24 protein-coding genes are annotated in these 21,781 nt (G+C 67.6%); 23 read left to right on the forward strand and 1 reads right to left on the reverse strand.

The annotated features are described in order from the left end of the window. Positions 1 to 273 precede the first annotated feature (273 nt). Entirely contained in the window at positions 274 to 852 is a 579-nt protein-coding gene (locus tag KM176_RS10260; protein ID WP_160896952.1) for a YceI family protein, read from the forward strand. 243 nt (positions 853 to 1,095) lie between these two features. Here the strand turns inward: KM176_RS10260 and KM176_RS10265 are convergent, their stop codons facing one another. After that, the gene (locus KM176_RS10265) at positions 1,096 to 2,322 is read right to left on the reverse strand and encodes a cytochrome b/b6 domain-containing protein (protein ID WP_160896953.1); all 1,227 of its coding nucleotides are present in this window, start codon (positions 2,320 to 2,322) and stop codon (positions 1,096 to 1,098) included. Between the two features lie 279 nt (positions 2,323 to 2,601). Between KM176_RS10265 and fabD the strand changes: the two genes are divergently transcribed. From fabD to KM176_RS10370, 22 genes are all read left to right on the forward strand, one after another. Beyond that, the gene (gene fabD / locus KM176_RS10270; RefSeq protein WP_160896954.1) at positions 2,602 to 3,543 is read left to right on the forward strand and encodes an ACP S-malonyltransferase; all 942 of its coding nucleotides are present in this window, start codon (positions 2,602 to 2,604) and stop codon (positions 3,541 to 3,543) included. 101 nt (positions 3,544 to 3,644) lie between these two features. Further along, positions 3,645 to 4,382 (forward strand): 3-oxoacyl-ACP reductase FabG, encoded by a 738-nt coding sequence (fabG, locus tag KM176_RS10275; protein WP_160896955.1) that lies wholly within the window; start codon positions 3,645 to 3,647, stop codon positions 4,380 to 4,382. 283 nt (positions 4,383 to 4,665) lie between these two features. Continuing rightward, positions 4,666 to 4,899: an acyl carrier protein gene (locus KM176_RS10280; RefSeq protein WP_119840776.1), complete on the forward strand. Its 234-nt coding sequence runs from the start codon at positions 4,666 to 4,668 to the stop codon at positions 4,897 to 4,899. A gap of 271 nt (positions 4,900 to 5,170) precedes the next feature. After that, positions 5,171 to 6,430, forward strand: coding sequence for a beta-ketoacyl-ACP synthase II (gene fabF, locus KM176_RS10285; RefSeq protein ID WP_160896956.1), 1,260 nt, complete (start codon positions 5,171 to 5,173; stop codon positions 6,428 to 6,430). Between the two features lies 1 nt (position 6,431). Beyond that, positions 6,432 to 7,586 (forward strand): endolytic transglycosylase MltG, encoded by a 1,155-nt coding sequence (gene mltG, locus KM176_RS10290; protein ID WP_160896957.1) that lies wholly within the window; start codon positions 6,432 to 6,434, stop codon positions 7,584 to 7,586. Between the two features lie 209 nt (positions 7,587 to 7,795). After that, the gene (locus KM176_RS24875; protein WP_236045265.1) at positions 7,796 to 8,125 is read left to right on the forward strand and encodes a hypothetical protein; all 330 of its coding nucleotides are present in this window, start codon (positions 7,796 to 7,798) and stop codon (positions 8,123 to 8,125) included. A 34-nt stretch (positions 8,126 to 8,159) separates the two neighbouring features. Next, positions 8,160 to 9,401 carry a DNA-packaging protein gene (locus tag KM176_RS10295; RefSeq protein ID WP_236045266.1) on the forward strand — a complete coding sequence of 414 codons (1,242 nt, stop codon included), beginning with the start codon at positions 8,160 to 8,162 and terminating at the stop codon, positions 9,399 to 9,401. 117 nt (positions 9,402 to 9,518) lie between these two features. Beyond that, complete coding sequence (locus tag KM176_RS10300) at positions 9,519 to 10,712, forward strand: phage portal protein (protein ID WP_160896959.1); 1,194 nt, start codon at positions 9,519 to 9,521, stop codon at positions 10,710 to 10,712. Beyond that, positions 10,705 to 10,932 carry a GTA head formation protein, RCAP_rcc01685 family gene (locus tag KM176_RS10305; RefSeq protein ID WP_160896960.1) on the forward strand — a complete coding sequence of 76 codons (228 nt, stop codon included), beginning with the start codon at positions 10,705 to 10,707 and terminating at the stop codon, positions 10,930 to 10,932. Before KM176_RS10300 ends, KM176_RS10305 begins: the two co-directional genes overlap by 8 nt. 15 nt (positions 10,933 to 10,947) lie before the next feature. Continuing rightward, the gene (locus KM176_RS10310) at positions 10,948 to 11,520 is read left to right on the forward strand and encodes an HK97 family phage prohead protease (RefSeq protein WP_236045267.1); all 573 of its coding nucleotides are present in this window, start codon (positions 10,948 to 10,950) and stop codon (positions 11,518 to 11,520) included. A gap of 32 nt (positions 11,521 to 11,552) precedes the next feature. Further along, positions 11,553 to 12,737 carry a phage major capsid protein gene (locus KM176_RS10315; RefSeq protein WP_160896961.1) on the forward strand — a complete coding sequence of 395 codons (1,185 nt, stop codon included), beginning with the start codon at positions 11,553 to 11,555 and terminating at the stop codon, positions 12,735 to 12,737. A 171-nt stretch (positions 12,738 to 12,908) separates the two neighbouring features. Then, the gene (locus KM176_RS10320; RefSeq protein WP_160896962.1) at positions 12,909 to 13,508 is read left to right on the forward strand and encodes a head-tail connector protein; all 600 of its coding nucleotides are present in this window, start codon (positions 12,909 to 12,911) and stop codon (positions 13,506 to 13,508) included. After that, positions 13,505 to 13,840, forward strand: coding sequence for a head-tail adaptor protein (locus KM176_RS10325; protein ID WP_160896963.1), 336 nt, complete (start codon positions 13,505 to 13,507; stop codon positions 13,838 to 13,840). Before KM176_RS10320 ends, KM176_RS10325 begins: the two co-directional genes overlap by 4 nt. Continuing rightward, positions 13,837 to 14,241, forward strand: coding sequence for a DUF3168 domain-containing protein (locus KM176_RS10330; RefSeq protein ID WP_160896964.1), 405 nt, complete (start codon positions 13,837 to 13,839; stop codon positions 14,239 to 14,241). The genes KM176_RS10325 and KM176_RS10330 overlap by 4 nt, the downstream gene beginning before the upstream one ends. A 21-nt stretch (positions 14,242 to 14,262) precedes the next feature. After that, on the forward strand, positions 14,263 to 14,676 hold the full coding sequence (locus KM176_RS10335) for a phage major tail protein, TP901-1 family (RefSeq protein WP_160896965.1): 414 nt from the start codon (positions 14,263 to 14,265) through the stop codon (positions 14,674 to 14,676). Continuing rightward, a complete protein-coding gene (locus KM176_RS10340) occupies positions 14,676 to 14,999 on the forward strand; it encodes a gene transfer agent family protein (protein WP_160896966.1) in 324 nt (107 codons plus the stop codon). Before KM176_RS10335 ends, KM176_RS10340 begins: the two co-directional genes overlap by 1 nt. Beyond that, the gene (locus tag KM176_RS10345; protein ID WP_160896967.1) at positions 14,996 to 15,196 is read left to right on the forward strand and encodes a rcc01693 family protein; all 201 of its coding nucleotides are present in this window, start codon (positions 14,996 to 14,998) and stop codon (positions 15,194 to 15,196) included. The genes KM176_RS10340 and KM176_RS10345 overlap by 4 nt, the downstream gene beginning before the upstream one ends. Before the next feature lie 27 nt (positions 15,197 to 15,223). Further along, entirely contained in the window at positions 15,224 to 15,844 is a 621-nt protein-coding gene (locus tag KM176_RS10350; RefSeq protein WP_160896968.1) for a phage tail tape measure protein, read from the forward strand. Positions 15,845 to 15,854: 10 nt separating this feature from the next. Then, positions 15,855 to 16,487, forward strand: coding sequence for a DUF2460 domain-containing protein (locus KM176_RS10355; protein WP_160896969.1), 633 nt, complete (start codon positions 15,855 to 15,857; stop codon positions 16,485 to 16,487). Beyond that, positions 16,487 to 17,371: a DUF2163 domain-containing protein gene (locus KM176_RS10360; protein ID WP_202398086.1), complete on the forward strand. Its 885-nt coding sequence runs from the start codon at positions 16,487 to 16,489 to the stop codon at positions 17,369 to 17,371. Before KM176_RS10355 ends, KM176_RS10360 begins: the two co-directional genes overlap by 1 nt. Further along, on the forward strand, positions 17,368 to 17,811 hold the full coding sequence (locus KM176_RS10365) for a C40 family peptidase (RefSeq protein WP_160896970.1): 444 nt from the start codon (positions 17,368 to 17,370) through the stop codon (positions 17,809 to 17,811). Before KM176_RS10360 ends, KM176_RS10365 begins: the two co-directional genes overlap by 4 nt. After that, positions 17,812 to 21,723, forward strand: coding sequence for a baseplate multidomain protein megatron (locus tag KM176_RS10370; protein ID WP_160896971.1), 3,912 nt, complete (start codon positions 17,812 to 17,814; stop codon positions 21,721 to 21,723). It abuts the gene before it with no gap. Positions 21,724 to 21,781: the final 58 nt, after the last annotated feature.

A 21,781-nucleotide genomic window follows, 5' to 3' on the forward strand; every position in this document is an offset into this window, starting at 1 on the left:
TTTCATAGGTGGGTCTGACCTTCCGCGACCCGACCACGAGAGGCTGCGCGGTTGATTGCGACCTGCGGAAGGAAGCCTGCCCTTAGACCATAATGCCCCGTTGCACAAGCACCCCGAGGGCGGAAAAGACCTGCCGGCACAACCGTTGTTCGGATTTCCACATATTCTGTGGAGCCATGGCGACTTGAGGACACGGGCCCGTGAGGTGAAGTTACCGCCATGCGCTCAACCGCGTAAATGCCTCCCGCATCTTCCTGAGAGGAAAGGAAAAACATGAAATCCCTCGTGATGGCCGCCGCCCTCGCCCTGGTCGCCCCCGCCGCCTTTGCCGCCCCCGAGGCCTACACGCTGGATCCGGGCCACTCCCAGATCGTGTTCAGCTACAACCACCTCGGCTTCTCCACCGGCCACGGCATGTTCTCGGGTTTCGACGGCACGATCCAGTTTGACCAGGAAGATCCGGCGAACAGCTCGGTCGAGGTCAGCTTCCCGGTGCGTTCGATGATCACCGGCTTCGAACCCCGCTTCGAGCATTTCATGTCCGATGACTTCTTCGCGGCGCCCGATGGCTCCGAGAAGATGGTGACCTTCAAGTCGACCTCCATCGAGGTGACCGGCGAGGACACTGCGCTGATCACCGGCGACCTGACGCTGAACGACGTGACCAAGCCGGTGGTGCTGGACGCCAAGCTGAATCAGGCCGGCGAGCATCCGATGGAAGGCAAGCCCTGGGCGGGCTTCAACGCGACCACCACGCTGATCCGTTCGGACTACAACCTTGGCATGTACGCGCCCTATGTCAGCGACGAGGTCAAGCTGGAGATCTCGATCGAGGCCCAGAAGGCCGAGTGATCTTCGGATCCTGGTGGTAAATCGGAGGGGCGGTCCCGGGGCCGCCCCTTTTGCATGGCCTCTGGAGGGAAGAGAAGGGGGGGGCGCTGCCCCCGTCTCCCGTACCGGGAGACTCCCCCGAGGTATTTGAAACAAGAAAATGCGCAGGAGCGCCGTCCGGGGTCGGGCGGCGCTCCTGTCATCTGGCCAGAAATATCCCCGCCGGAGGCATCGCGACGGTGCCACCGGAGCTTGCTTCGGGGATCAGGTGCCGGCGCCGTGCTGCGCGGTCAGCTCGAAATGGACCTGGACGGGGAAGGCCACGGTCTTCTCGTCGGGCATGTTGTCGCCGATGCCGAAGGCGCGCCGGTCGAGGGAGAAATCGGCGGCGGCCGTCGCGGTGCCGTCGGCGAGTTCGAGCTGGAAGGGGAAGTCGAGAGGCACGTCCTTGCCGCGCAGGCGGAGCGTGCCCCGGGCGACGGGACCCTCGGGCATCCGGAAGAGGTCGGCGTCGAAAGTGGCGGTCGGATGCCCGGCGCCGTCCAGGAAATTGGCTTCGAGCGCCTGTTTGGTGACGGAGCCGAGGGTCATGGAGGGGATCGAGATCGTCACGGTGACATGGCCGGCCTTGCCCTCGGGCACGGTGTCGTCCCAGGCGATCTGCGCGGTCCAGTCGGTGAAGCTGCCGGAGACGGTCTTGCCGAACTGGGTGACCGAGAGGGCAAGGGTGCCATCCTGGACGGTCCAGTCGCTGCGGACCTGCGCGAGCTGCGGGGTGGGGGTGTTGCTGCCGTCGGAGTCGGTGGGGCGAGTGACCAGGCCGAGGGTCACGGCGAGGATCAGCACGACCAGGGCGCCGGCGGCGGGGATGGCATGGCCGGGCTGGTGCTCCGAGGGGTGCGCGGGGGTGCCGCGCCACATCCGGCGCAGGGTGGCATCATGGTCGAACAGATGGTGCTTCAGGGCGCCGGCGACATGCAGGGCCAGGGTGATCAGCAGCAGCCATGTGAAGGCCCAGTGCAGCCCCGAGAAGACGGACGAGACGGCCTCGTTTTCCGGCACGAAGGGCAGATGCTGGCCGAAGGGCCAGAGAATCGGAGCGAAGCCAGAGGTGGCGGCATGGTGGATCCAGCCGGTCAGCGGCACCGCGACCAGCAGGGCGTAGAGCAGCCAGTGCACCAGGGCGGCGGCGCTTGCCGCCGGGGCGTGATCGCCGTTGACGAGGCCGGGACGGCGCTGTGTCAGGGCCCAGAGGATGCGCAGCAGCGAGACCAGGAAGACGGCGACGCCGAGGGTCTTGTGGACCGAAAAGAGCATGGCGGTGCGGCTGACCAGGGCGGCCTGTTCCTCGGACGGGGCGGAGGCGAGGCCTTCGGTCAGGGCATGGGCATAGAGGCCCAGCGGCCAGTCGACGAGGATGAGGAGCGCGGTCAGCCAGTGGATGAGCCGGGAAACGGCGCCGTACTGGTCCTTGCTGTCTGTCAGGGCCATGGGAAGGGTCCTTGGATCGGGAGTTCGGAAGGGACGGGCCAGGGGGCGCCCGGAGGATGATCACAGAATAGAGAGCGGGCAGGGTGGCTCAAGTCGGGGCCTGCGCGCAGGGTCTGTGCGCGAATGCCGGGGCGCATCTGCGCGCATGGGGCGTGCCGGTGGTGCCGCCGCCGAGGCGGGGGCGGATCGCCATGCGGATTGCCATGCCCGGCGCCATTGGCTATGCCCCCGCAAAGGCTGCCCGAAGGGGCGGAAACCGAAGATCAGAAGGAGGCCGCGATGAGCCGCGCATTCGTCTTCCCGGGCCAGGGTGCCCAGACCATCGGCATGGGCCGCACCTTGGCCGATGCCTATCCGGCGGCAAAGGCCGTTTTCGAAGAGGTCGATGACGCGCTTGGCGAGAAGCTGAGCGCGCTGATCTGGGAGGGCGAGCAGGACGAGCTGACGCTGACGCAGAACGCCCAGCCGGCGCTGATGGCGACCTCTCTGGCCGCCATGCGCGCGCTGGAGGCCGAAGGCGTCAGCATTACCGCCGCCGAGTTCGTGGCTGGCCATTCGCTGGGCGAATATTCCGCTCTGGCGGCGGTCGGCACGCTGAGCATTGCCGATGCGGCGCGTCTGCTGCGCACCCGGGGCCAGGCCATGCAGGAGGCCGTGCCGGTGGGCGTGGGCGCCATGGCGGCGCTGCTGGGGCTGAGCTTCGAGGCGGCGATGGAGGTGGCCAAGGAGGCCGCGCAGGACGAGGTCTGCCAGGCCGCCAACGACAATGATCCGGGTCAGGTCGTGGTGTCTGGTCACAAGGCCGCCGTGGAGCGTGCCGTGGAGATCGCCAAGACCCGTGGTGCCAAGCGGGCGGTGATGCTGCCGGTCTCCGCGCCCTTCCACTGCGCGCTGATGCAGCCCGCAGCCGAAGTCATGGCCGAGGCGCTGGCCGCCGTCACCTTCAAGGCGCCTGCCGTGCCGGTCGTGGCCAATGTGCGCGCCGAGGCGGTGAGCGATCCCGAGGTGCTGAAGGCGCTGCTGGTCGAGCAGGTGACCGGGTCGGTGCGCTGGCGCGAGAGCATCGCGTGGATGGCCGTGCGCGGCGTCGATGCGATCTGGGAAATCGGTGCCGGCAAGGCGCTGTCGGGCATGGTGCGCCGGATCGAGAAATCCGTGGCCTGCGCCCAGGTCGGCACGCCCGAAGAGGTGGCTGCGGCTGCCGAGGCGCTGAAGGGCTGAGGCTTTTTGCTTGCTGTGCGGCCGGGGGCTGTCTGCCCCCGGACCCCCGAAGGTATTTGAAACAAGAAAAGGGCAGGGAGACCTGCCGACGGGAGAGACGGATGTTCGATCTGACGGGCAAGACGGCGCTGGTGACCGGCGCGAGCGGTGGCATTGGCGGGGCGATCGCCAAGGCGCTCTACGAGGCGGGCGCGACGGTGGGGCTGTCGGGTACCCGCGTCGAGCCGCTGGAGGCGCTGGCCGCCGAGCTGGGCGAGCGCGCCCATGTGCTGCCCTGCAACCTGGGTGATGCGGAGGCCGTCGAGGCGCTGCCGAAGGCTGCCATCGCTGCCATGGGCGGCCTCGATATCCTGGTCAACAATGCGGGCATCACCCGTGACCAGCTTTTCATGCGGATGAGCGACGAGGACTGGGCCAGCGTCATCGACGTGAACCTGACCGCGACCATGCGGCTGTGCCGGGGCGTCATGCGCCCGATGATGAAGGCCCGCTGGGGCCGGATCATCAACATCTCGTCCATCGTCGGGGCGACCGGCAACCCGGGCCAGGTGAACTATGCCGCCGCCAAGGCCGGCATGGTCGGCATGACCAAGTCGATCGCCTACGAGGTCGCGAGCCGGGGAATCACCGCCAACTGCGTGGCGCCGGGCTTCATCGCCACCGCGATGACCGACAAGCTGAACGATGAGCAGAAGGCCAAGATCAACGCGCAGATTCCCGCCGCCCGCATGGGCAGCCCGGAAGAGATCGCCGCGGCCGTGCTCTATCTGGCGAGCCCCGAGGCAGGTTACGTTACTGGCAGTACGCTGCACGTGAACGGCGGCATGGCCATGCTCTGAGCCTGCGGGCCGGGACATTGCCGCCTCGCAGCATTGGAAACAAGGGTTGCGGGGCGCGAAAGCCGAGGCGGCACCTTGCAATTTCCGCTGCAAGGGCGCAGGTCTCGAAAGCGTTTGCGTCGTGTGAAGCATATGCTATAGGCGGCGCGTATCAGCGGGGGTCGCAAGGCCTGTCCCGCGCCTCGCTCTGCGGGGAGACCGGGGTCGAGAGACCCCATCAATCGGCCCCGCAAGGGGTGAGGCAAGAACCGGGCCGCTGGCCCACCTGACAGAGGGAAAACCTATGAGCGATGTCGCAGAGCGCGTGAAGAAAATCGTTGTCGAGCATCTCGGCGTGGAAGAAGAGAAAGTGACCGAGAACGCTTCCTTCATCGACGACCTGGGCGCAGACAGCCTCGACACCGTCGAGCTGGTCATGGCGTTCGAAGAAGAGTTCGGCATCGAGATCCCGGACGACGCTGCCGAGAACATCCAGACCTTCGGCGACGCGGTGAAGTTCATCTCCGAAGCCGCATGATCTGAGCGGCCCGCGGGCCGCGTCCAGATTGCACCCGGATGGGTGAGAACCCCCTGCCGTTGCGGCAGGGGGTTTGCTTTTGTGCGCCCTGGCCCCATCTGGGGACCGGGGGCCGTGCCCCTGCCGTGCCGGGTCCGGTTGCGCCGCCGTATTTTCGGAAAGATGAAGATATTGCGGTGGCGGAGGCTTGCGGGCGGGGTCTGCGAGGCTTGCCCCTTGGGGGCGGCCTCGGGTATGAGCGGCAGTGAAGAAAATTTTGGGGGCGGATTACATGCGTCGTGTCGTTGTCACCGGGCTGGGGCTGGTTACGCCCCTGGCCGTGGGGGTCGAGGAAAGCTGGAGCCGGATTTTGGCCGGAAAATCGGGTGCGGGTCCGATCACGCAGTTCGATACCGAGGGGCTGGCCACCACCTATGCCTGCGAAGTGCCGCGTGGTGACGGGACCGACGGGACCTGGAATGCGGACCTGTGGATGGAGCCGAAGGAACAGCGCAAGGTCGATACCTTCATCCAGTTCGGCATCGCGGCTGCGGACATGGCCGTGGCCGACAGCGGCTGGACTCCGACCGAGGCCGAGGATCTGGAGCGCACCGGCGTCCTGATCGGCTCGGGCATCGGGGGCCTGAACTCGATCGCCAACACCGCGATCCTGATGAACGAGAAGGGCCCCCGCCGGGTGTCGCCGTTCTTCGTGCCGGGCGCGCTGATCAACCTGATCTCGGGTCAGGTCAGCATCAAGCACGGCTTCCGCGGTCCGAACCATTCGGTGGTGACGGCGTGCTCGACCGGGGCACATGCCATCGGCGATGCGGCGCGTCTGATCCAGTGGGGCGACGCGGATGTGATGATCGCGGGCGGCGCCGAGGCGGCGATCTGCAAGATCGGCATCGCGGGCTTCAACGCCTGCAAAGCGCTGTCCACGAAACGCGCCGATGATCCCCAGGCGGCCAGCCGTCCCTATGACCAGGACCGTGACGGCTTCGTCATGGGCGAGGGGGCCGGCATCGTGGTGCTGGAGGAATACGAGCACGCGGTGGCCCGTGGCGCCAAGATCTACGGCGAATACCTGGGCTACGGCCTGTCGGGCGACGCCTATCACATCACCGCCCCGTCGGAAGACGGCGACGGCGCACGCCGCTGCATGGAGATGGCGCTGAAGCGCGCCGGCCTGACGCCGGCGGACGTGGATTACGTCAACGCGCACGGCACCTCGACCATGGCCGACACGATCGAGCTGGGCGCGGTGGAGCGTCTGCTGGGCGATCACGCCAAGAACGTCACCATGTCCTCGACGAAATCCGCGACCGGCCACCTGCTGGGGGCGGCGGGCGCCATCGAGGCGATCTTCTCGATCCTGGCGATCCGCGATCAGGTCGCGCCGCCGACGATCAACCTGGACAACCCGGCGGTGACGCCGAAGCTGGACCTGGCGCCGAACAAGAAGGTCGAGCGCAAGATCGACGTGGCTCTGTCGAACTCCTTCGGGTTCGGCGGCACCAATGCGAGCCTCGTGTTCGGGAAAGTGCGCTGATATGTGGCGTGCCATCGCCTCGAACGGGCTGACGCTGCTGATCGTGGGCGCGGTGATGCTGGCTGGCGCCATCCTGTGGGGCAAGAACCAGTATGTCGAACCGGGTCCGCTGGCGCAGGGCATGTGTGTCCGCGTCAAGCAGGGCGAGACGATGCGCGGCCTCAGTGATGACCTGGTCAAGACCGGCGCGGTGTCGAGCGGGATGCTGTTCCGCATCGGCGCCGAATATGCCGACAAGTCCGGGGCGCTGAAGGCCGGGGCCTTTCTGGTGCCGGCCTCGGCCTCGATGTCCGATATCGTCGATATCGTGACCCGGGGCGGGGCCAGCACCTGCGGCACCGAGATCCTGTACCGGGTCGGGGTGCGGCAGTCGGACGTGCTGGTGCGTTCGGTGGATCCGGCGACCTCGCAGTATGTCGAGGAGGCGCGTTACGTGCCGGGCGAGGACAAGGCCCCTGATGTGGTGGCCAAGGTCGAGAAGGAGCCCGACACGCGCTACCGGATCGCCCTGGCAGAAGGTGTCACCGCCTGGCAGGTCGTGCAGATGCTGAACTCGGTCGATGTGCTGGATGGCGATATCGGCGATCTGCCGAAGGAGGGCACGCTGGCGCCCGACAGCTACGAGTTCTCCAAGGGGGATACCCGGGCTGCGCTGGTCAAGCGGATGCAGGACGAGCAGACGCAGATCCTGGATGCGGCCTGGGCCAAGAAGGCCGATGGCATTCCGCTGAAGACCCCCCAGGAGGCACTGATCATGGCCTCGATCATCGAGAAGGAAACCGGGGTTCCCGACGAACGCCGCGTGGTCGCCTCGGTCTTCGAGAACCGCCTGGAGAAGGGGATGCGCCTGCAGACCGACCCGACGGTGATCTACGGCATCACCAAGGGCAAGGGTGTGCTGGACCGCGGCATCCGCGCCAGCGAGCTGCGCGCGAACAATGCCTACAACACCTATGTGGTGGACGGGCTGCCGCCGACGCCGATCGCCAACCCGGGCAAGGCCTCGATCGAGGCGGCGGTGAACCCGGAGCAGACGAATTACCTGTATTTCGTCGCCGACGGATCGGGCGGGCACGCCTTTGCCTCGACCCTGGACGAGCACAACAGGAACGTCGCGAAATGGCGCCAGCTGGAGTCCGAGAAGCAGAATAACTGATCTGTTTCAATGGATTGACGGGCTATTGAAGGCGGAGCGTTAACAGAGCGTTCCGCCTTCGTGCTTTGGGGGATCTTGACCCACCGCACGGTTTCCCGTATAGGTTGTGACATGCTGGAACACATGGGCAAACGGCCCGGGGGAAACCCCGAGGCCGTTTTTTCGTGCTGCGCGTCGGAGGGACAACGATAACGCACGAGGCAAACAAAATGACAACTCGGTCCGACAGAGACGAGACCCGGCTGCGGGACACCATCGACAGGCTCGATCGCCAGATCGGCGACATCACCAGGGATCTGGAGGCGCTGCAGGACAGGGTGCGCGCCGGCGATGTCACGGCGGTCGGGGAAACGACGAAGATGTGTCAGGAGATCCGCAAATGGATCGGTTTTGCAATGGAAATGGAGGCCAAGCTCGATGACGGAAGACAGGGACAACGGGCGGGCGGAGACATCGACCTCGGGGCCGCAAGGGCTTCGATCGGGTGCCGCCTGGATCGCCTCCGCAGGTGCGGACATCCAGAACGCATTCCTGGATGACCTTGATGAGGGAGAGCTTCGTGCTCTCCCTTTTTTGCTCGAATTCTGGGCCCTGCCGCATCAGCTGCCCCCCGAGGGGGACTGGCGGTCCTGGGTGATCATGGGCGGGCGCGGCGCGGGCAAATCGCGGGCGGGTTCGGAATGGGTGCGGACCCAGGTCGAGGGCAACCTGCCGCTGGAGCCGGGGCGCTGCCGGCGCCTTGCGCTGGTGGGCGAAACCTTCGATCAGGTGCGCGACGTGATGATCTTTGGCGAAAGCGGCATCATGGCCTGTTCGCCCCCCGATCGCCGTCCGCTGTGGAAGGCCAGCGAGCGCAAGCTGATCTGGCCCAACGGCGCCGAGGCGCAGGCGTTTTCCGCCAGCGAGCCCGAGGCGCTGCGCGGCCCGCAGTTCGACGGCGCCTGGCTGGACGAGCTGGCGAAGTGGAAGAAGGCGCAGGACACCTGGGACATGCTGCAGTTCGCGCTGCGGCTGGGCGAGGATCCCCGCGTCTGCGTCACCACCACGCCGCGCAACGTCGGCGTGCTGAAGAAGCTGCTCGAAAGCCCCTCGACCGTGGTGACCCATGCGCCCACCGAGGCCAACCGCGCCAACCTGGCCGACAGCTTCCTGGAGGAGGTGCGGGCGCGTTACGCGGGCACGCGGCTGGGCCGGCAGGAGCTGGACGGCATCCTGATGGCCGATGCCGAAGGGGCGCTCTGGACCGAGGCGATGCTGAGTGCGGCGCAGGTCACGGAGGTGCCGCCGCTGGATCGCATCGTCGTGGCGGTGGACCCGCCGGTGACGGGCCACGAGGGGTCGGATGAATGCGGCATCATCGTCGCGGGCGTCGTGCGCTCGGGGCCGGTGGGCAGCTGGCAGGCCTATGTGCTGGAGGATGCCTCGGTGCGGGCGGCCTCTCCTCGGCAATGGGCCGAGGCGGCGGTGGCGGCGATGGCGCGCCATGGGGCCGACCGGATCGTCGCCGAGGTCAACCAGGGCGGCGACCTGGTGGAAAGCGTGATCCGGCAGGTCGATCCCCTGGTGCCGCTGAAGCAGGTGCGTGCGACCCGGGGCAAGGCCGCGCGGGCCGAGCCGGTCGCCATGCTTTACGAGACGGGCCGTGTGCATCACGTGCGCGGCCTTGGCGCGCTGGAGGATCAGCTGGCCCAGATGACCACCCGGGGCTGGGAGGGCAAGGGCAGCCCGGACCGGCTGGATGCGCTGGTCTGGGCGCTGCACGAGCTGGTGCTGTCGCAGCGCAGCAGCGCGCGTCCCCAGCTTCGGGCCATCTGACCCACCGCACGGTGGTCTGAGGCGAATTTAATCCATTTGCAGCACATTCCTCGCACGGCCCGGGACGAACCCGGCCACCGCCCGGGGGCGGGACGCGACGCAAGCAAGGAGAGACGCATGGGGGTCATCGACTATTTCCGCAAGGATGCCGGGTCGTCCGACAAGGGCGCGCCGGAGCGGAAGGCCTCGGCCACGGGGCGCATCGTTGCCTATGCCAGCGGCGGTCGTGTCGCCTGGTCCGCGCGCGATACCGCAAGCCTGACGCGGACCGGCTTTACCGCCAACCCCGTGGTCTTTCGCGCGGTGAAGCTGGTGGCCGAGGCCGCAGCCTCTCTGCCGCTGATCCTGCAGGACGAGGCGCGCCGCTATGACCAGCACCCGGTGCTGTCGCTGCTGCGCAACCCCAATCCGATGCAGGGCCGGGCCGAGCTGTTCGAGGCGCTTTATGGCCAGATGCTGCTGACCGGGAATGCCTACATGGAGGCCGTCGCCGCCGAGGAAGGCACGCCGGTCGAACTCTACGTCCTGCGCTCGGACCGGATGAGCCTGGTGCCCGGCGCGGATGGCTGGCCGGTGGCTTTCGATTACACGGTGAATTCCAGCAAGGTGCGCTTCGACGTGTCGGGGCCGCGCTCTCCGATCCTGCATCTGAAGACCTTCCATCCGCAGGATGACCATTACGGGCTGTCGCCGCTGCAGGCGGCGGCGCAGGCGCTGGACGTGCACAACTCGGCCTCGCGCTGGTCGAAGGCGCTGCTGGACAATGCCGCACGGCCCTCGGGGGCGATCGTCTACAAGGGCACGGATGGCGAAAGCACCATGAGCCCCGACCAGTTCGACCGCCTCGTGGCCGAGATGGAGATGTACCATCAGGGCGCCGCCAATGCCGGCCGGCCGATGCTGCTGGAGGGGGGGCTGGACTGGAAGCCCATGGGCTTCAGCCCCTCGGACATGGAGTTCCACAAGACCAAGGAGGCCGCCGCGCGCGAGATCGCGATTGCCCTGGGCGTGCCGCCCATGCTGCTGGGCATCCCCGGAGAGGCCACCTATGCCAATTACCAGGAGGCCCACCGCGCCTTCTTCCGCCTGACGGTGCTGCCGTTGGTGACCCGTGTCACCGCCGCCGTGGCCGAATGGCTGGAACGTTTCAGCGGTGAACAGCTGGAGTTGCGCCCGGATCTGGACCGTGTGCCGGCGCTGTCGGCGGAACGCGACAGCCAGTGGAAGCGCATCGGCGAGGCCGATTTCCTGACCCGTGCCGAGAAGCGCGCCGCCCTTGGCCTGCCGCCTCTGGACGATGGCGATGCCTGATCCGCGTCCCGTCTACGAGGATTTCGAATGCGGCCCGTCGCTGCGGCTGCAATCGCACGAGAAGGTCTCGAAGTTGCAGAACGACGCGCTGCACGAGCGCATCGCCCGGCTGGAGGCCCTGGTCGAGCGGCTGGAAAAGCGCCTCTGGCTGACCGTCTTCGGCATCGTCGGCGCGATCCTTGCCCAGGCCTTCCAGTCCATCCTGGACCAGCTTCCCTGATCGGAGACCATGACCATGTACGAACAGATGAAAGAGGCGGCCTCGGGGCTGGAGCAGAAGTTCTGCCGTTTTGACGAGGACCTGACGGTGCAGGCCGACGGGCTGACCATCGAGGGCTATGCCTCGCGCTTCGGGGCCTGTGATCAGGGCGGCGACATCGTTCAGGCGGGGGCCTACAAGTCCAGCCTGGCGCGGCTGATGGCCGAGGGGCGGCGGGTCAAGATGCTGTGGCAGCATGATCCCGCCCAGCCCATCGGCATCTGGGACGAGATCCGCGAGGATGCCACGGGCCTCTGGGTCAAGGGGCGCCTTCTGGAGGGTGTCGCGCGGGGTCGCGAGGCCGCCGAGCTGATCCGTGCCGGGGCCATCGACGGGCTGTCGATCGGCTATCGCACGAAGCGCTCGGCCAAGGATGACGGGGGCCGCAGGCTCCTGACGGAACTGGAGCTGTGGGAGGTGTCGCTGGTGACCTTCCCGATGCTGCCCAGTGCGCGGGTGGCCGCCAAGGGGTTCGACCCCCTGGAAGAGCCGCTGCGCGAATTGGCAGCGGCCCTGAGGGCCGCAGGGGCCGAGTTGGGCGGCCGCTAGGGCGCTCTCACCTTCCAATCGAGGAGTAGTCGATGGGTATGACCGAGAAGAGTTCTCGGCCCGGAGAGATCGTGTCTCCGGTCGCCGAGGTGAAATCCGCGCTGACGGATTTCGTGCGGGAGTTCAAGGACTTCCAGTTCGACATCAAGGAACGTCTTCAACAACAGGAAAGCCGACTGACCATGCTTGACCGCAAATCCCTCTCTGCCGCACGTCCGGCACTGGCCATCGCCGCCGAGATCGAGGCGCCCCATCAGAAGGCCTTCAACGCCTATCTGCGCAACGGTGATGACGATGGCCTGCGCGGCCTGGAGCTGGAAGGCAAGGCCATCTCGACCGTGTCGGGCGACGGCGGTTACCTGGTCGATCCGGTGACCTCCTCGACCGTGCAGTCGGTCCTGAAAAGCACCGCCTCGCTGCGTCAGATCGCCAATGTGGTGAACGTCAACGCGACCTCCTACGACGTGCTGATCGACACCACCGACATCGGCGCGGGCTGGAACGACGAAAGCTCGGTCTCGGAAACCTCGACCCCCTCGATCGACCGCATCTCGATCCCGCTCTACGAGCTCTCGGCGCTGCCCAAGGCCTCGCAGCGGCTGCTGGATGACAGCGCCTTCGACATCGAGGGCTGGCTGGCCGAGCGCATCGCCGACAAGTTCGCCCGCGCCGAGGCCGCCGCCTTCATCTCGGGCGATGGCTCGGACAAGCCGACCGGGTTCCTCGACCACACCTCGGTCGCCAACGGGTCCTGGACCTGGGGCAACCTGGGTTACATCGCCACCGGCACCTCGGGGGATTTCGACCCCTCGGACCCGGCGGATTCCATCGTCGAGCTGGTCTATGCGCTTGGTGCCCGCTACCGCGCCAACGGCACCTTCGTGATGAACTCGAAGACCGCCGGTTCGGTGCGCAAGCTGAAGGATGCCGACGGCCGTTTCCTGTGGTCGGATGGCCTTGCCGCGGGGGAGCCCGCACGCCTGATGGGCTATCCGGTGCTGGTGGCCGAGGACATGCCGGACATCGCGGCGGGCAGCTTCTCGGTCGCGTTCGGCGACTTCCATGCCGGCTACACCATCGCGGAGCGCCCGGACCTGCGCGTGCTGCGCGATCCCTTCAGCGCCAAGCCGCATGTCCTGTTCTACGCCACCAAGCGCGTCGGCGGTGACGTCAGCGATTTCGCGGCGATCAAGCTGCTGAAGTTCGCCGCCTCCTGAGGGCGGCGGATCGGCGGGGCCGGGGCCTCTCGGCCTCGTCGGGCGCGTGTCTCCTGCATGCGTTGTCCAGCAGCTCCCTCCGTCCGAGCAACGTTGGGAGACACGCGTCGGGGACGGCCCCGGCGCGCGGGTTGAGGACGGGCAGGGGCCCGGGATCACGGGAGAATTCGGATGTTACTTGTCGAAATCAATCAGGTCGCGAGCACGCTGCTTCCCATCGAAGCCTTCCGCGATCACCTGCGGCTTGGCTCTGGCTTTGCCGAGGACGGGCTGCAGGACGGTGTGCTGGAAGCCTATCTGCGGGCAGCCATTGCCGCGCTTGAAGGACGCACCGGCCAGGCCTTCCTGCAGCGGGACTTCATCTGGACGCTGGAGGAATGGAGCGATCCGGAGGGCGTGCGCGTGCCGGTGACACCGGTCCGGTTCATTCAGGAAGTGCGGATCTACGAGGACGAAGCCACCTATTCCGCGATCACCGGGGACGAATTCCGGATCACCGCGGATTCCTATTTCCCTGTGTTCCGCCGGACCTCGGGCCTGCTGCCGACGATTCCGGACAACGGCAAGGCCGAGGTGCTGATGACGGCGGGGGCCGCCACCGAATGGGCGGTGCTGCCCGGCGATCTGGCCCAGGCTGTGCTGCTGCTGGCGGCGCATTACTACGAGTACCGCAACGACCCGGGACTGTCGCGCGGCTGCATGCCGTTCGGGGTGACAGCGCTGATCGAACGTTACCGTCCGATCCGTCTTGGCAAGGGAATCCGTGCATGAGCCCGCGACTGAATCGCAAGCTGGTGCTGGAGGCGCGCAGCCATGTCGACGACGGGGCTGGCGGCAGCACCACGAGCTGGATCGCCCTTGGCACCCTCTGGGGCGAGATCGCGGCCCGCAGCGGCGGTCCCGGCAGCGAGGGCGGTCAGCAGATCCACGCGCAGCGTGTCCGGATCACCGTGCGGGGGGCGCCGGTTGGCGCCACGAACCGCCCGGTTCCCGGAGAGCGTTTCCTTTGCGACGGCCATGTCTACCTGATCGACGCGGTGAGCGAGGCCGATGCGGGCGGGCAGTATCTGACCTGCCTGGTCCACGAGGAGCTGGCACCATGAGCTATGCCGTCTCCGCAGCCCTGCAGACTTCGCTTTACCAGGCGCTCTGCGCCGATGCCGCGCTGGTGGCCCTGGTTGGCACCGCGATCTTCGACGCGCCGCCTCAGGGGACGCCGCCGGCGCTCTGGGTGGCGCTTGGTCCCGAGACCGTGAAGGACAGTTCTGACAAGAGCGGCGCCGGGGCGCTGCACGAGCTGGAAATCTCGGTCGTGGCCTCGGCGGACGGGTTCCATGCCCTCAAGACCGTGGCCGGCGCCGTGTCCGATGCCCTGGCCGGAGAGATCCCGGCCCTGGGGCGCGGCAATCTCATCTACCTGAATTTTCTCAAGGCCCGGGCGCGGCGGGAGGGGCGGCTGCGCCGCATCGACCTGACCTTCCGCGCCCGCGTGCAAGACAGCTGATCCCTGGACGGAGTGACGAACATGGTGGCCCAAAGCGGCAAGGACCTTCTGATCAAGGTGGACATGACGGGCGCGGGTGCGTTCCAGACACTGGCGGGGCTCAGGGCTTCGCGGCTCAGCTTCAACGCCGAGAGCGTCGATGTGACGAGCCTCGACAGTACCGGGGGCTGGCGCGAGCTGCTGGCGGGTGCCGGGGTGCGCTCGGCGGGGCTCAGCGGTTCGGGCGTGTTCCGGGATGATGCAAGCGACGAACGCGCCCGGCAGATCTTCTTCGACGGAGAGACGCCGGCCTTCCAGGTGATCATTCCGGATTTCGGCATCGTCGAAGGGCCCTTCCTGATCACCTCGATCGAATATGCCGGCGCCCATGACGGCGAGGCGACCTACGAGCTGGCGATGGCCTCGGCCGGGGCGCTGGCCTTCACGGCGCTCTGATGGCGAACCCGCTGGCCGGAGAAGTGGCGCTGATCCTCGACGGAGAGCGCCGGGTCATGAAGCTGACCCTCGGCGCCCTGGCCGAGCTGGAGGCGGGTCTTCACAGCGGATCGCTGGCCGAACTGGTCGAGCGGTTCGAGAGCGGCAGCTGCTCCAGCCGCGATGTGCTGGCGCTGATCGTGGCCGGATTGCGCGGCGGCGGCTGGGGAGGGCAGGCCCGCGATCTGCTGAGCGCGGAGATCGAGGGCGGTCCGCTGGAGGCCTCGCGTCGTGCGGCAGAGCTGCTGGCCCGCGCCTTCGTGCTGCCGGGAGAGGCAGGATGAGCGCCCTCGATTGGCCGGCGCTGATGCGGGCCGGGATCTGTGGCCTGCGGCTGCGGCCCGAGGAGTTCTGGCGCCTGACGCCGGCGGAGTTGCGCTTGATGCTGGGTGATCAGCCCGGTGCCGCGCCTGTCCTCGGCAAGGGGCGCCTGCAGGAGCTGCTGGCGGCTTTTCCGGACGCTCCGGCACAAGATGAGTAACCGGGTGCGCCCGGCAGGAGGAATGAGATGGCGGATGTAAACGGTGTCAATGCGCTGCAATCCCAGGTCGACAGCCTGGATGACAGCTTTGTCGCGGCGGCGGAAATGGCGGCCGGGTTCGGCGCCGAGCTGCAGCGAGTCCGGGCGGCGCTGGAGGAAACCGGCAAGGACGCCCAGACGCTGGAGCGTGGCCTCAGCCGTGGCCTGCGCCGGGCGCTGGATGGCGTTCTGTTCAACGGTGCCTCTGCAGGAGAGGCGCTGAGAGGCGTTGTCGGCACAGCGGGGCGTGTCGCTTATTCCGCCGCTGCCCGCCCGATCACCGACCAGTTCGGCGGGCTGATCGCCCAGTCGCTGGGCAGCCTCGTGCAAAGCGTTACCCCCTTCGCCAAGGGGGGCATCGTCAATGCACCGACCTATTTTCCGATGCGCGGTGGGGCGGGGCTGATGGGCGAGGCCGGCCCCGAGGCCATCGTGCCGCTGAGCCGGGGCCCGGATGGGCGGCTGGGCATCCGCAGCGCCGGTGCGGCGCAGCCCGTCCAGGTGGTGATGAACATCTCGACCCCGGATGCCGACGGGTTCCGCCGCTCGCAATCCCAGATCGCCGCGCAGATGAGCCGAGCCATCGCCCGCGGCCAGCGCAACCGCTGAGGAGCATCCCATGAGCTTTCACGAGATCCGGTTTCCCACCACGCTCTCCTTCGGCTCGACCGGGGGGCCGGAGCGGCGCACCGACGTGGTGACCCTGGCCAGTGGCCACGAGGAGCGCAACGCCCGCTGGCAGCATTCGCGGCGGCGCTACGATGCCGGGGTGGCCATGCGCTCCATCGACGATCTGGCGGCGCTGATCGCCTTCTTCGAGGCCCGCAGCGGCCAGCTTTACGGTTTTCGCTGGAAGGATTGGTCCGATTACAAGTCGTGTCTCCCGACCGCGACGGTCGGTGCCTCGGACCAGCTGATCGGCACCGGCGATGGCAGTTCGACCATCTTCGCGCTGAGCAAGCTCTATGCTTCGGGGAACGCGAGCTACACGCGGCCGATCAGCAAACCCGTCATGGGCACGCTGCGTGTTGCGGTTTCGGGGGCTGAGAAGGCCGAGGACACGGATTTCACGGTCGATTACGCCAGCGGCGTGATCACCTTCGCCGTGGCCCCGGCGCTGTCGGCCACGGTGACCGCCGGGTTCGAATTCGACGTGCCGGTGCGTTTCGATACCGATCATATCCATGTCTCGGTTGCGTCCTTCCAGGCTGGCGACGTGCCCAGCGTGCCGGTGGTGGAGGTGCGGATCTGATGAGCTTCGACCCTTCCCTTTCCGCCCATCTGGCCACCGGCGTCACCACCACCTGCAACGCCTGGGCGATCGCCCGGGCCGACGGGGTGGTCCTTGGTTTTACCGATCACGACGTGGACCTGTCCTTCGACGGTATCGATTTTCGCGCCGAGACGGGTCTGACGGCCAGCGCCCTCCAGCAGGGTACCGGCGTTTCGGTCGACAACAGCGAGGCCATGGGCGCGCTGAGCGATGCCGCCATTTCCGAGGCCGACATCGCGACGGGGCGTTTCGACGGTGCCGAGGTCCGTGCCTGGCTGGTCAACTGGGCCGATGTATCGGCCCGCCAGATGATCTTTCGTGGCACGATCGGAGAGATCACCCGCGCGGGTGGCGCCTTCCGGGCCGAGCTGCGCGGCCTGACCGAGAGGCTGAACCAGCCGGTAGGGCGGTCCTACCAGGCACCCTGTGCGGCAATGCTGGGAGATGCGCTGTGTCAGGTCGATCTGACGGATCCGGCCTTTGTCGTGACCGCGAGCGCAGCTTCGGTCGAGGAGGCGCGGGTCTTCCGTTTTGCCGGGCTGACCAGCCACGAGGCTGGCTGGTTCGCGCGCGGCATGATGCACATCCTCGACGGCACGGCGGCGGGGGTCACGGTGCCGGTCAAGCGCGACTGGATGGAGGGCGCGACCCGGGTCATCGAACTCTGGACGCCGTTGTCGGTCGATCCCGGACCCAGCCCCGCGGTTCGGCTGGAGGCGGGCTGCGACAAGCGGCTCGCCACCTGCCGGGACAAGTTCGCCAATGTCCTCAACCATCAGGGTTTCCCGGATATTCCCGGGGACGACTGGCTGATGGTGGTGCCCTCGCGCTCGGGCCAGTCCTCGGGCGGGAGCCTGAGATGAACGGGGCGGGGATCGTCACCCTGGCGCGTGGCTGGATCGGCACGCCCTACCTGCATCAGGCCTCGGTGCGGGGGGCCGGGACGGATTGCCTGGGCCTGCTGCGCGGTCTCTGGAGGGATCTGTACGGCGCCGAGCCCGAGAGCGTGCCGGCCTATACGCCCGACTGGTCCGAGCCGCAGCGCGAGGAGCGTCTTTGGCAGGCTGCCTGCAGGCATCTGCTGCAAAAGCCCCCGGGCCAGGAGGCGCCGGGGGACGTGCTGCTGTTCCGGATGCGCTCGGGCGGGGTTGCCAAGCATCTGGGTATCGCCGCCGAGGTCGGCCCCCGGGCCAGCTTCATTCATGCCTATTCCCGTCACGCGGTCGTCGAAAGCCCGCTGAGCGCCCCCTGGCGCCGCCGCATCGTCGCCCGTTTCACCTTTCCGCCGCAGGAGGAGACCTGAATGGCCACCATCATCCTGTCCGCTGCCGGGGCCGCCATCGGCGGCTCCATCGGAGGCACGGCCCTTGGTCTGTCCTCGGTCGCAATCGGGCGCTTTGTCGGCGCCGCGATCGGTCAGTCGATTGACCAGCGGATCCTGGGCACGGGCTCGGACGCGGTCGAGAGCGGCCGGGTCGAACGGTTCCGCCTGTCGAATGCCGGCGAGGGCGATGCGGTCGCCCGTGTCTATGGCCGGATGCGGATTGCGGGGCAGGTCATCTGGGCCTCCCAGTTCACCGAAAGCAGCACGACGACGGGCGGCGGCAAGGGCACGGGTTCTGCGCCCCAGGTCACGCAATATGCCTATACGGTGAACCTGGCCGTGGCGCTGTGCGAGGGCGAGATCTCGGGTCTGGGGCGGGTCTGGGCGGATGGCGCCGAAGTTTCTGCCGAGACGCTGAACATGCGGCTTTATACTGGCAGCGCCGACCAGCTGCCCGATCCCCGGATGGAGGCCATTGAGGGCGCCGGAGAGGTGCCCGCCTATCGTGGCACGGCCTATGTGGTCTTCGAGGATCTGGACCTGTCGCCCTTCGGCAACCGGGTGCCGCAGTTCACCTTCGAGGTGTTGCGGCCCGCACCGCTGTCCTTGCCGGGCGCCGCCGAGGAACCTTCCCATGCGATCCGCGGCGTGGCGATGATGCCGGGCAGCGGTGAATATGCCCTGGCGACGACGCCGGTGCGCCACGATTATGGCGGCGGCACGGGGCGGCTTCAGAACGTCAACACGCCCTCGGGCAAGAGCGACCTTGAGACCTCTCTTGATCAGCTGGAGGCCTCCCTTCCCAACAGCGGCGCGATTTCCCTGATCGTGAGCTGGTTCGGCAACGACCTGCGCTGCGGCAGCTGCGAGCTGCGCCCGAAGGTCGAGCAGATCGAGTTCGACGGTGCCGAGATGCCCTGGTCGGTCAGCGGCCTGACCCGTGACACCGCCGAGGTGGTGGCGGGGGATGGTGGCGGGCGTCCGATCTACGGCGGCACGCCCACCGACCTCTCGGTGATCGAGGCCATCCGCGAGATGAACGCGCGCGGTCAGGCGGTGATGTTCTATCCCTTCATGCTGATGGACCAGACCGAGGGCAACACGCTGCCCGATCCCTGGAGCGACGCGACCTTCCAGCCGCCCTTGCCCTGGCGGGGGCGGATCACCTGTGCAGAGGCGCCGGGGCGCACGGGCTCTCCGGACGGGACCGCGCAGGCGGCGAGCGAGGTGGCGGATTTCTTCGGCACGGCGCAGGCCTCGGACTTTGCCATCTCGGGCGATGAGGTCACCTATTCCGGTCCTGCGGAATGGCGCTACCGGCGCTTCGTGCTGCATTGCGCGGCGCTGTGTGCGGCGGCGGGCGGCGTCGACAGCTTCTGCATCGGCTCCGAGATGGTCGGGCTGACGCAGATCCGGGGCGCGGCCAACAGCTTTCCGGCGGTGGCGGCCTTCCGGGCTCTGGCCGCCGAGGTCCGCGCGATCCTGGGGCCTTCGGTCAAGCTGGGCTATGCGGCGGACTGGAGCGAATACTTCGGCTACCAGCCGGGCGATGGCTCGGGCGACCGGTTCTTCCATCTCGACCCGCTCTGGGCCGATGCGGAGATCGATTTCATCGGGATCGACAACTACATGCCGCTGTCGGACTGGCGCGACGGGTCCGAGCATCTGGATGCCGAAACGCATCCCTCGATCTACGACGGGACCTACCTGGCCACCAATGTCGAGGGCGGAGAGCTGTACGACTGGTACTATGCCTCGCAAGCGGACCGGGATGCACAGATCCGCACGACGATCACGGACGGGCAGGGGGAACCCTGGATCTGGCGCGTCAAGGACATCCGGAACTGGTGGCTGAATGCCCATCACGAACGGATCGGCGGCGTGCGGCAGGCCACGGCCACCCCCTGGGTGCCGCAATCGAAACCTGTCTGGTTCACCGAACTGGGCTGCGCGGCCATCGACAAGGGCACCAACCAGCCAAACAAGTTCCTTGACCCGAAAAGTTCCGAATCCGCGCTGCCTTACTATTCGGACGGCCAGCGCGACGAGCTAATGCAGCAGCGCTACCTGTCGGTCATGCACGGCTACTGGAACGATCCGGGCCACAACCCTGTGTCGTCGGTCTATGGCGCCAGCATGATCGACATGTCGCGCGCCTTCGTCTGGGCCTGGGATGCGCGGCCATTTCCCTATTTCCCGGGCAACCTCGACCTCTGGAGCGATGGCGAGAACTATCTTGCCGGGCACTGGATCACGGGCAGGGTCGGCGGGCGGTCTCTGGCTCTCGTGGTCGAGGAAATCTGCCGCGAGGCCGGAGTGGAGGAGATCGATACCTCGGACCTGCAGGGCTATGTCGGTGGTTTCCTGATGGATGAAGTCACGGCGCCCCGCGCCGCGCTGCAATCGCTGATGCTGCGCTACGGCTTCGACGCGGTGGAACGCGATGGGGTGCTGCGCTTCCTCATGCGCAACGGGCGGGTCGATGCGATGCTTGATCCCGATGCGCTGGCCGTTGTCACGGAGATCGAGGGCGAGACCGAGCGCCGGCGCGCACCGGAGGCCGAGATCGCGGGCCGGATGCGGCTGCGCTTCATCGAGGCGGATGCCGACTACGACGCGGTGACCGAGGAGGCGATCCTGCCCGGCGACACCAGCCGCGTCGTCTCGGGCAGCGAGCTGTCGCTGCTGATGAGCCGGACCGAGGCGCGCCAGGTGCTGGAGCGCTGGCTTGGCGAAACCCGGGTGTCCCGCGACAGTCTGCGCTTTGCCCTGCCGCCGTCGCGGCGCGACATCGGACCGGGGGACGTGGTGGGGCTGGAGGACGCCTTCTACCGGATCGATCGGGCCGACTTCACCGAGGCCGGCCTGTTCGAAGCCACCCGGATCGAGCCCGAGGTCTACGACCGGGCCGCCCTGGCTGAGATCTTGCCGAAAGGTCCGGTCTATGCCGCGCCGGTGCCGGTGCTGCCGCTGTTCCTGGACTTGCCGCTGATGCGCGGTGACGAGGTGCCCCATGCGCCCCATATCGCGGTGACGGCGGAACCCTGGAGCGGCGGTGCGGCGCTTTATGCTGCGGCCTCGGATGCGGGGTATCAGCTGGACCGGGTACTGGCGACGCGTGCGGTGATCGGCCTGACGACCAGCGTCCTGGAGCGCGCGGCGCCGGGGCGACCGGATCGGGGCGCGGGGCTGGAGATTGCGCTGACCTCGGGCAGCCTGTCCTCGACCGATGCGGCGGGGCTGCTGGCCGGTGCAAACCTGATGGCCATCGGCGATGGCACCCCGGGCAACTGGGAGCTGTTCCAGTTCCGCGATGCGGAGGTCATCGGCCCCCGGGCCTATCGACTGGGCCATCGGCTGCGAGGGCAACTTGGCACCGATGCGGGGATGCCCGACACTTGGCCCGTGGGGTCCTATGTGGTGCTGATGAACGGCGTGCCCGAGCAGATCTCCCTGGCGCCCAGCCAGCGGCGGCTGGCGCGGCATTACCGGATCGGGCCGGCGCAGAAGCCGGTGGACGACCCGAGCTATCGTCACGAGGTGCTTGCCTTCGACGGCAAAGGCCTGCGGCCCTACGCGCCCTGCCACCTGCGCGCCGCGCCTCAGACTTCGGGCGAGATCGCCTTCAGCTGGGTGCGCCGGGGCCGGATCGACGCCGATGCCTGGGACCTGGCCGAGATCCCACTGGGCGAGGACAGCCAGGCCTTCCGGGTCCGGCTGCGCAGCGCGGGCAGCCTGTTCCGCGAGGTGGAGGTGGCTGAAACCGGCTGGGTCTATTCGGTGGCAGACCAGGCCAGCGACGGGATTTCCGGACCTGTGGATCTGGAAGTATCACAGATTTCAGCCACATACGGTCCCGGCAGCCCCGGGATGCTGACCTTCGACCTTTGAAAGATCGGAATTTGTGAACCCGGAGGCCACGGCTTTGCGTTTTCCATGAGGGGCGGGA

This window comes from Pseudooceanicola endophyticus (genome assembly GCF_018760365.1).
In the GTDB taxonomy this organism is placed as follows: domain Bacteria; phylum Pseudomonadota; class Alphaproteobacteria; order Rhodobacterales; family Rhodobacteraceae; genus Pseudooceanicola; species Pseudooceanicola endophyticus.

Excerpts from the sequence above, each read along its gene's own strand:
- KM176_RS10260 (WP_160896952.1), top strand. The coding sequence starts at position 274 with ATGAAATCCCTCGTGATGGCCGCCGCCCTCGCCCTGGTCGCCCCCGCC.
- KM176_RS10265 (WP_160896953.1), bottom strand. The coding sequence starts at position 2,322 with ATGGCCCTGACAGACAGCAAGGACCAGTACGGCGCCGTTTCCCGGCTC.
- fabD (WP_160896954.1), top strand. The coding sequence starts at position 2,602 with ATGAGCCGCGCATTCGTCTTCCCGGGCCAGGGTGCCCAGACCATCGGC.
- fabG (WP_160896955.1), top strand. The coding sequence starts at position 3,645 with ATGTTCGATCTGACGGGCAAGACGGCGCTGGTGACCGGCGCGAGCGGT.
- KM176_RS10280 (WP_119840776.1), top strand. The coding sequence starts at position 4,666 with ATGAGCGATGTCGCAGAGCGCGTGAAGAAAATCGTTGTCGAGCATCTC.
- fabF (WP_160896956.1), top strand. The coding sequence starts at position 5,171 with ATGCGTCGTGTCGTTGTCACCGGGCTGGGGCTGGTTACGCCCCTGGCC.
- mltG (WP_160896957.1), top strand. The coding sequence starts at position 6,432 with ATGTGGCGTGCCATCGCCTCGAACGGGCTGACGCTGCTGATCGTGGGC.
- KM176_RS24875 (WP_236045265.1), top strand. The coding sequence starts at position 7,796 with ATGACAACTCGGTCCGACAGAGACGAGACCCGGCTGCGGGACACCATC.
- KM176_RS10300 (WP_160896959.1), top strand. The coding sequence starts at position 9,519 with ATGGGGGTCATCGACTATTTCCGCAAGGATGCCGGGTCGTCCGACAAG.
- KM176_RS10305 (WP_160896960.1), top strand. The coding sequence starts at position 10,705 with ATGCCTGATCCGCGTCCCGTCTACGAGGATTTCGAATGCGGCCCGTCG.
- KM176_RS10310 (WP_236045267.1), top strand. The coding sequence starts at position 10,948 with ATGTACGAACAGATGAAAGAGGCGGCCTCGGGGCTGGAGCAGAAGTTC.
- KM176_RS10315 (WP_160896961.1), top strand. The coding sequence starts at position 11,553 with ATGGGTATGACCGAGAAGAGTTCTCGGCCCGGAGAGATCGTGTCTCCG.
- KM176_RS10320 (WP_160896962.1), top strand. The coding sequence starts at position 12,909 with ATGTTACTTGTCGAAATCAATCAGGTCGCGAGCACGCTGCTTCCCATC.
- KM176_RS10325 (WP_160896963.1), top strand. The coding sequence starts at position 13,505 with ATGAGCCCGCGACTGAATCGCAAGCTGGTGCTGGAGGCGCGCAGCCAT.
- KM176_RS10330 (WP_160896964.1), top strand. The coding sequence starts at position 13,837 with ATGAGCTATGCCGTCTCCGCAGCCCTGCAGACTTCGCTTTACCAGGCG.
- KM176_RS10335 (WP_160896965.1), top strand. The coding sequence starts at position 14,263 with ATGGTGGCCCAAAGCGGCAAGGACCTTCTGATCAAGGTGGACATGACG.
- KM176_RS10340 (WP_160896966.1), top strand. The coding sequence starts at position 14,676 with ATGGCGAACCCGCTGGCCGGAGAAGTGGCGCTGATCCTCGACGGAGAG.
- KM176_RS10345 (WP_160896967.1), top strand. The coding sequence starts at position 14,996 with ATGAGCGCCCTCGATTGGCCGGCGCTGATGCGGGCCGGGATCTGTGGC.
- KM176_RS10350 (WP_160896968.1), top strand. The coding sequence starts at position 15,224 with ATGGCGGATGTAAACGGTGTCAATGCGCTGCAATCCCAGGTCGACAGC.
- KM176_RS10355 (WP_160896969.1), top strand. The coding sequence starts at position 15,855 with ATGAGCTTTCACGAGATCCGGTTTCCCACCACGCTCTCCTTCGGCTCG.
- KM176_RS10360 (WP_202398086.1), top strand. The coding sequence starts at position 16,487 with ATGAGCTTCGACCCTTCCCTTTCCGCCCATCTGGCCACCGGCGTCACC.
- KM176_RS10365 (WP_160896970.1), top strand. The coding sequence starts at position 17,368 with ATGAACGGGGCGGGGATCGTCACCCTGGCGCGTGGCTGGATCGGCACG.
- KM176_RS10370 (WP_160896971.1), top strand. The coding sequence starts at position 17,812 with ATGGCCACCATCATCCTGTCCGCTGCCGGGGCCGCCATCGGCGGCTCC.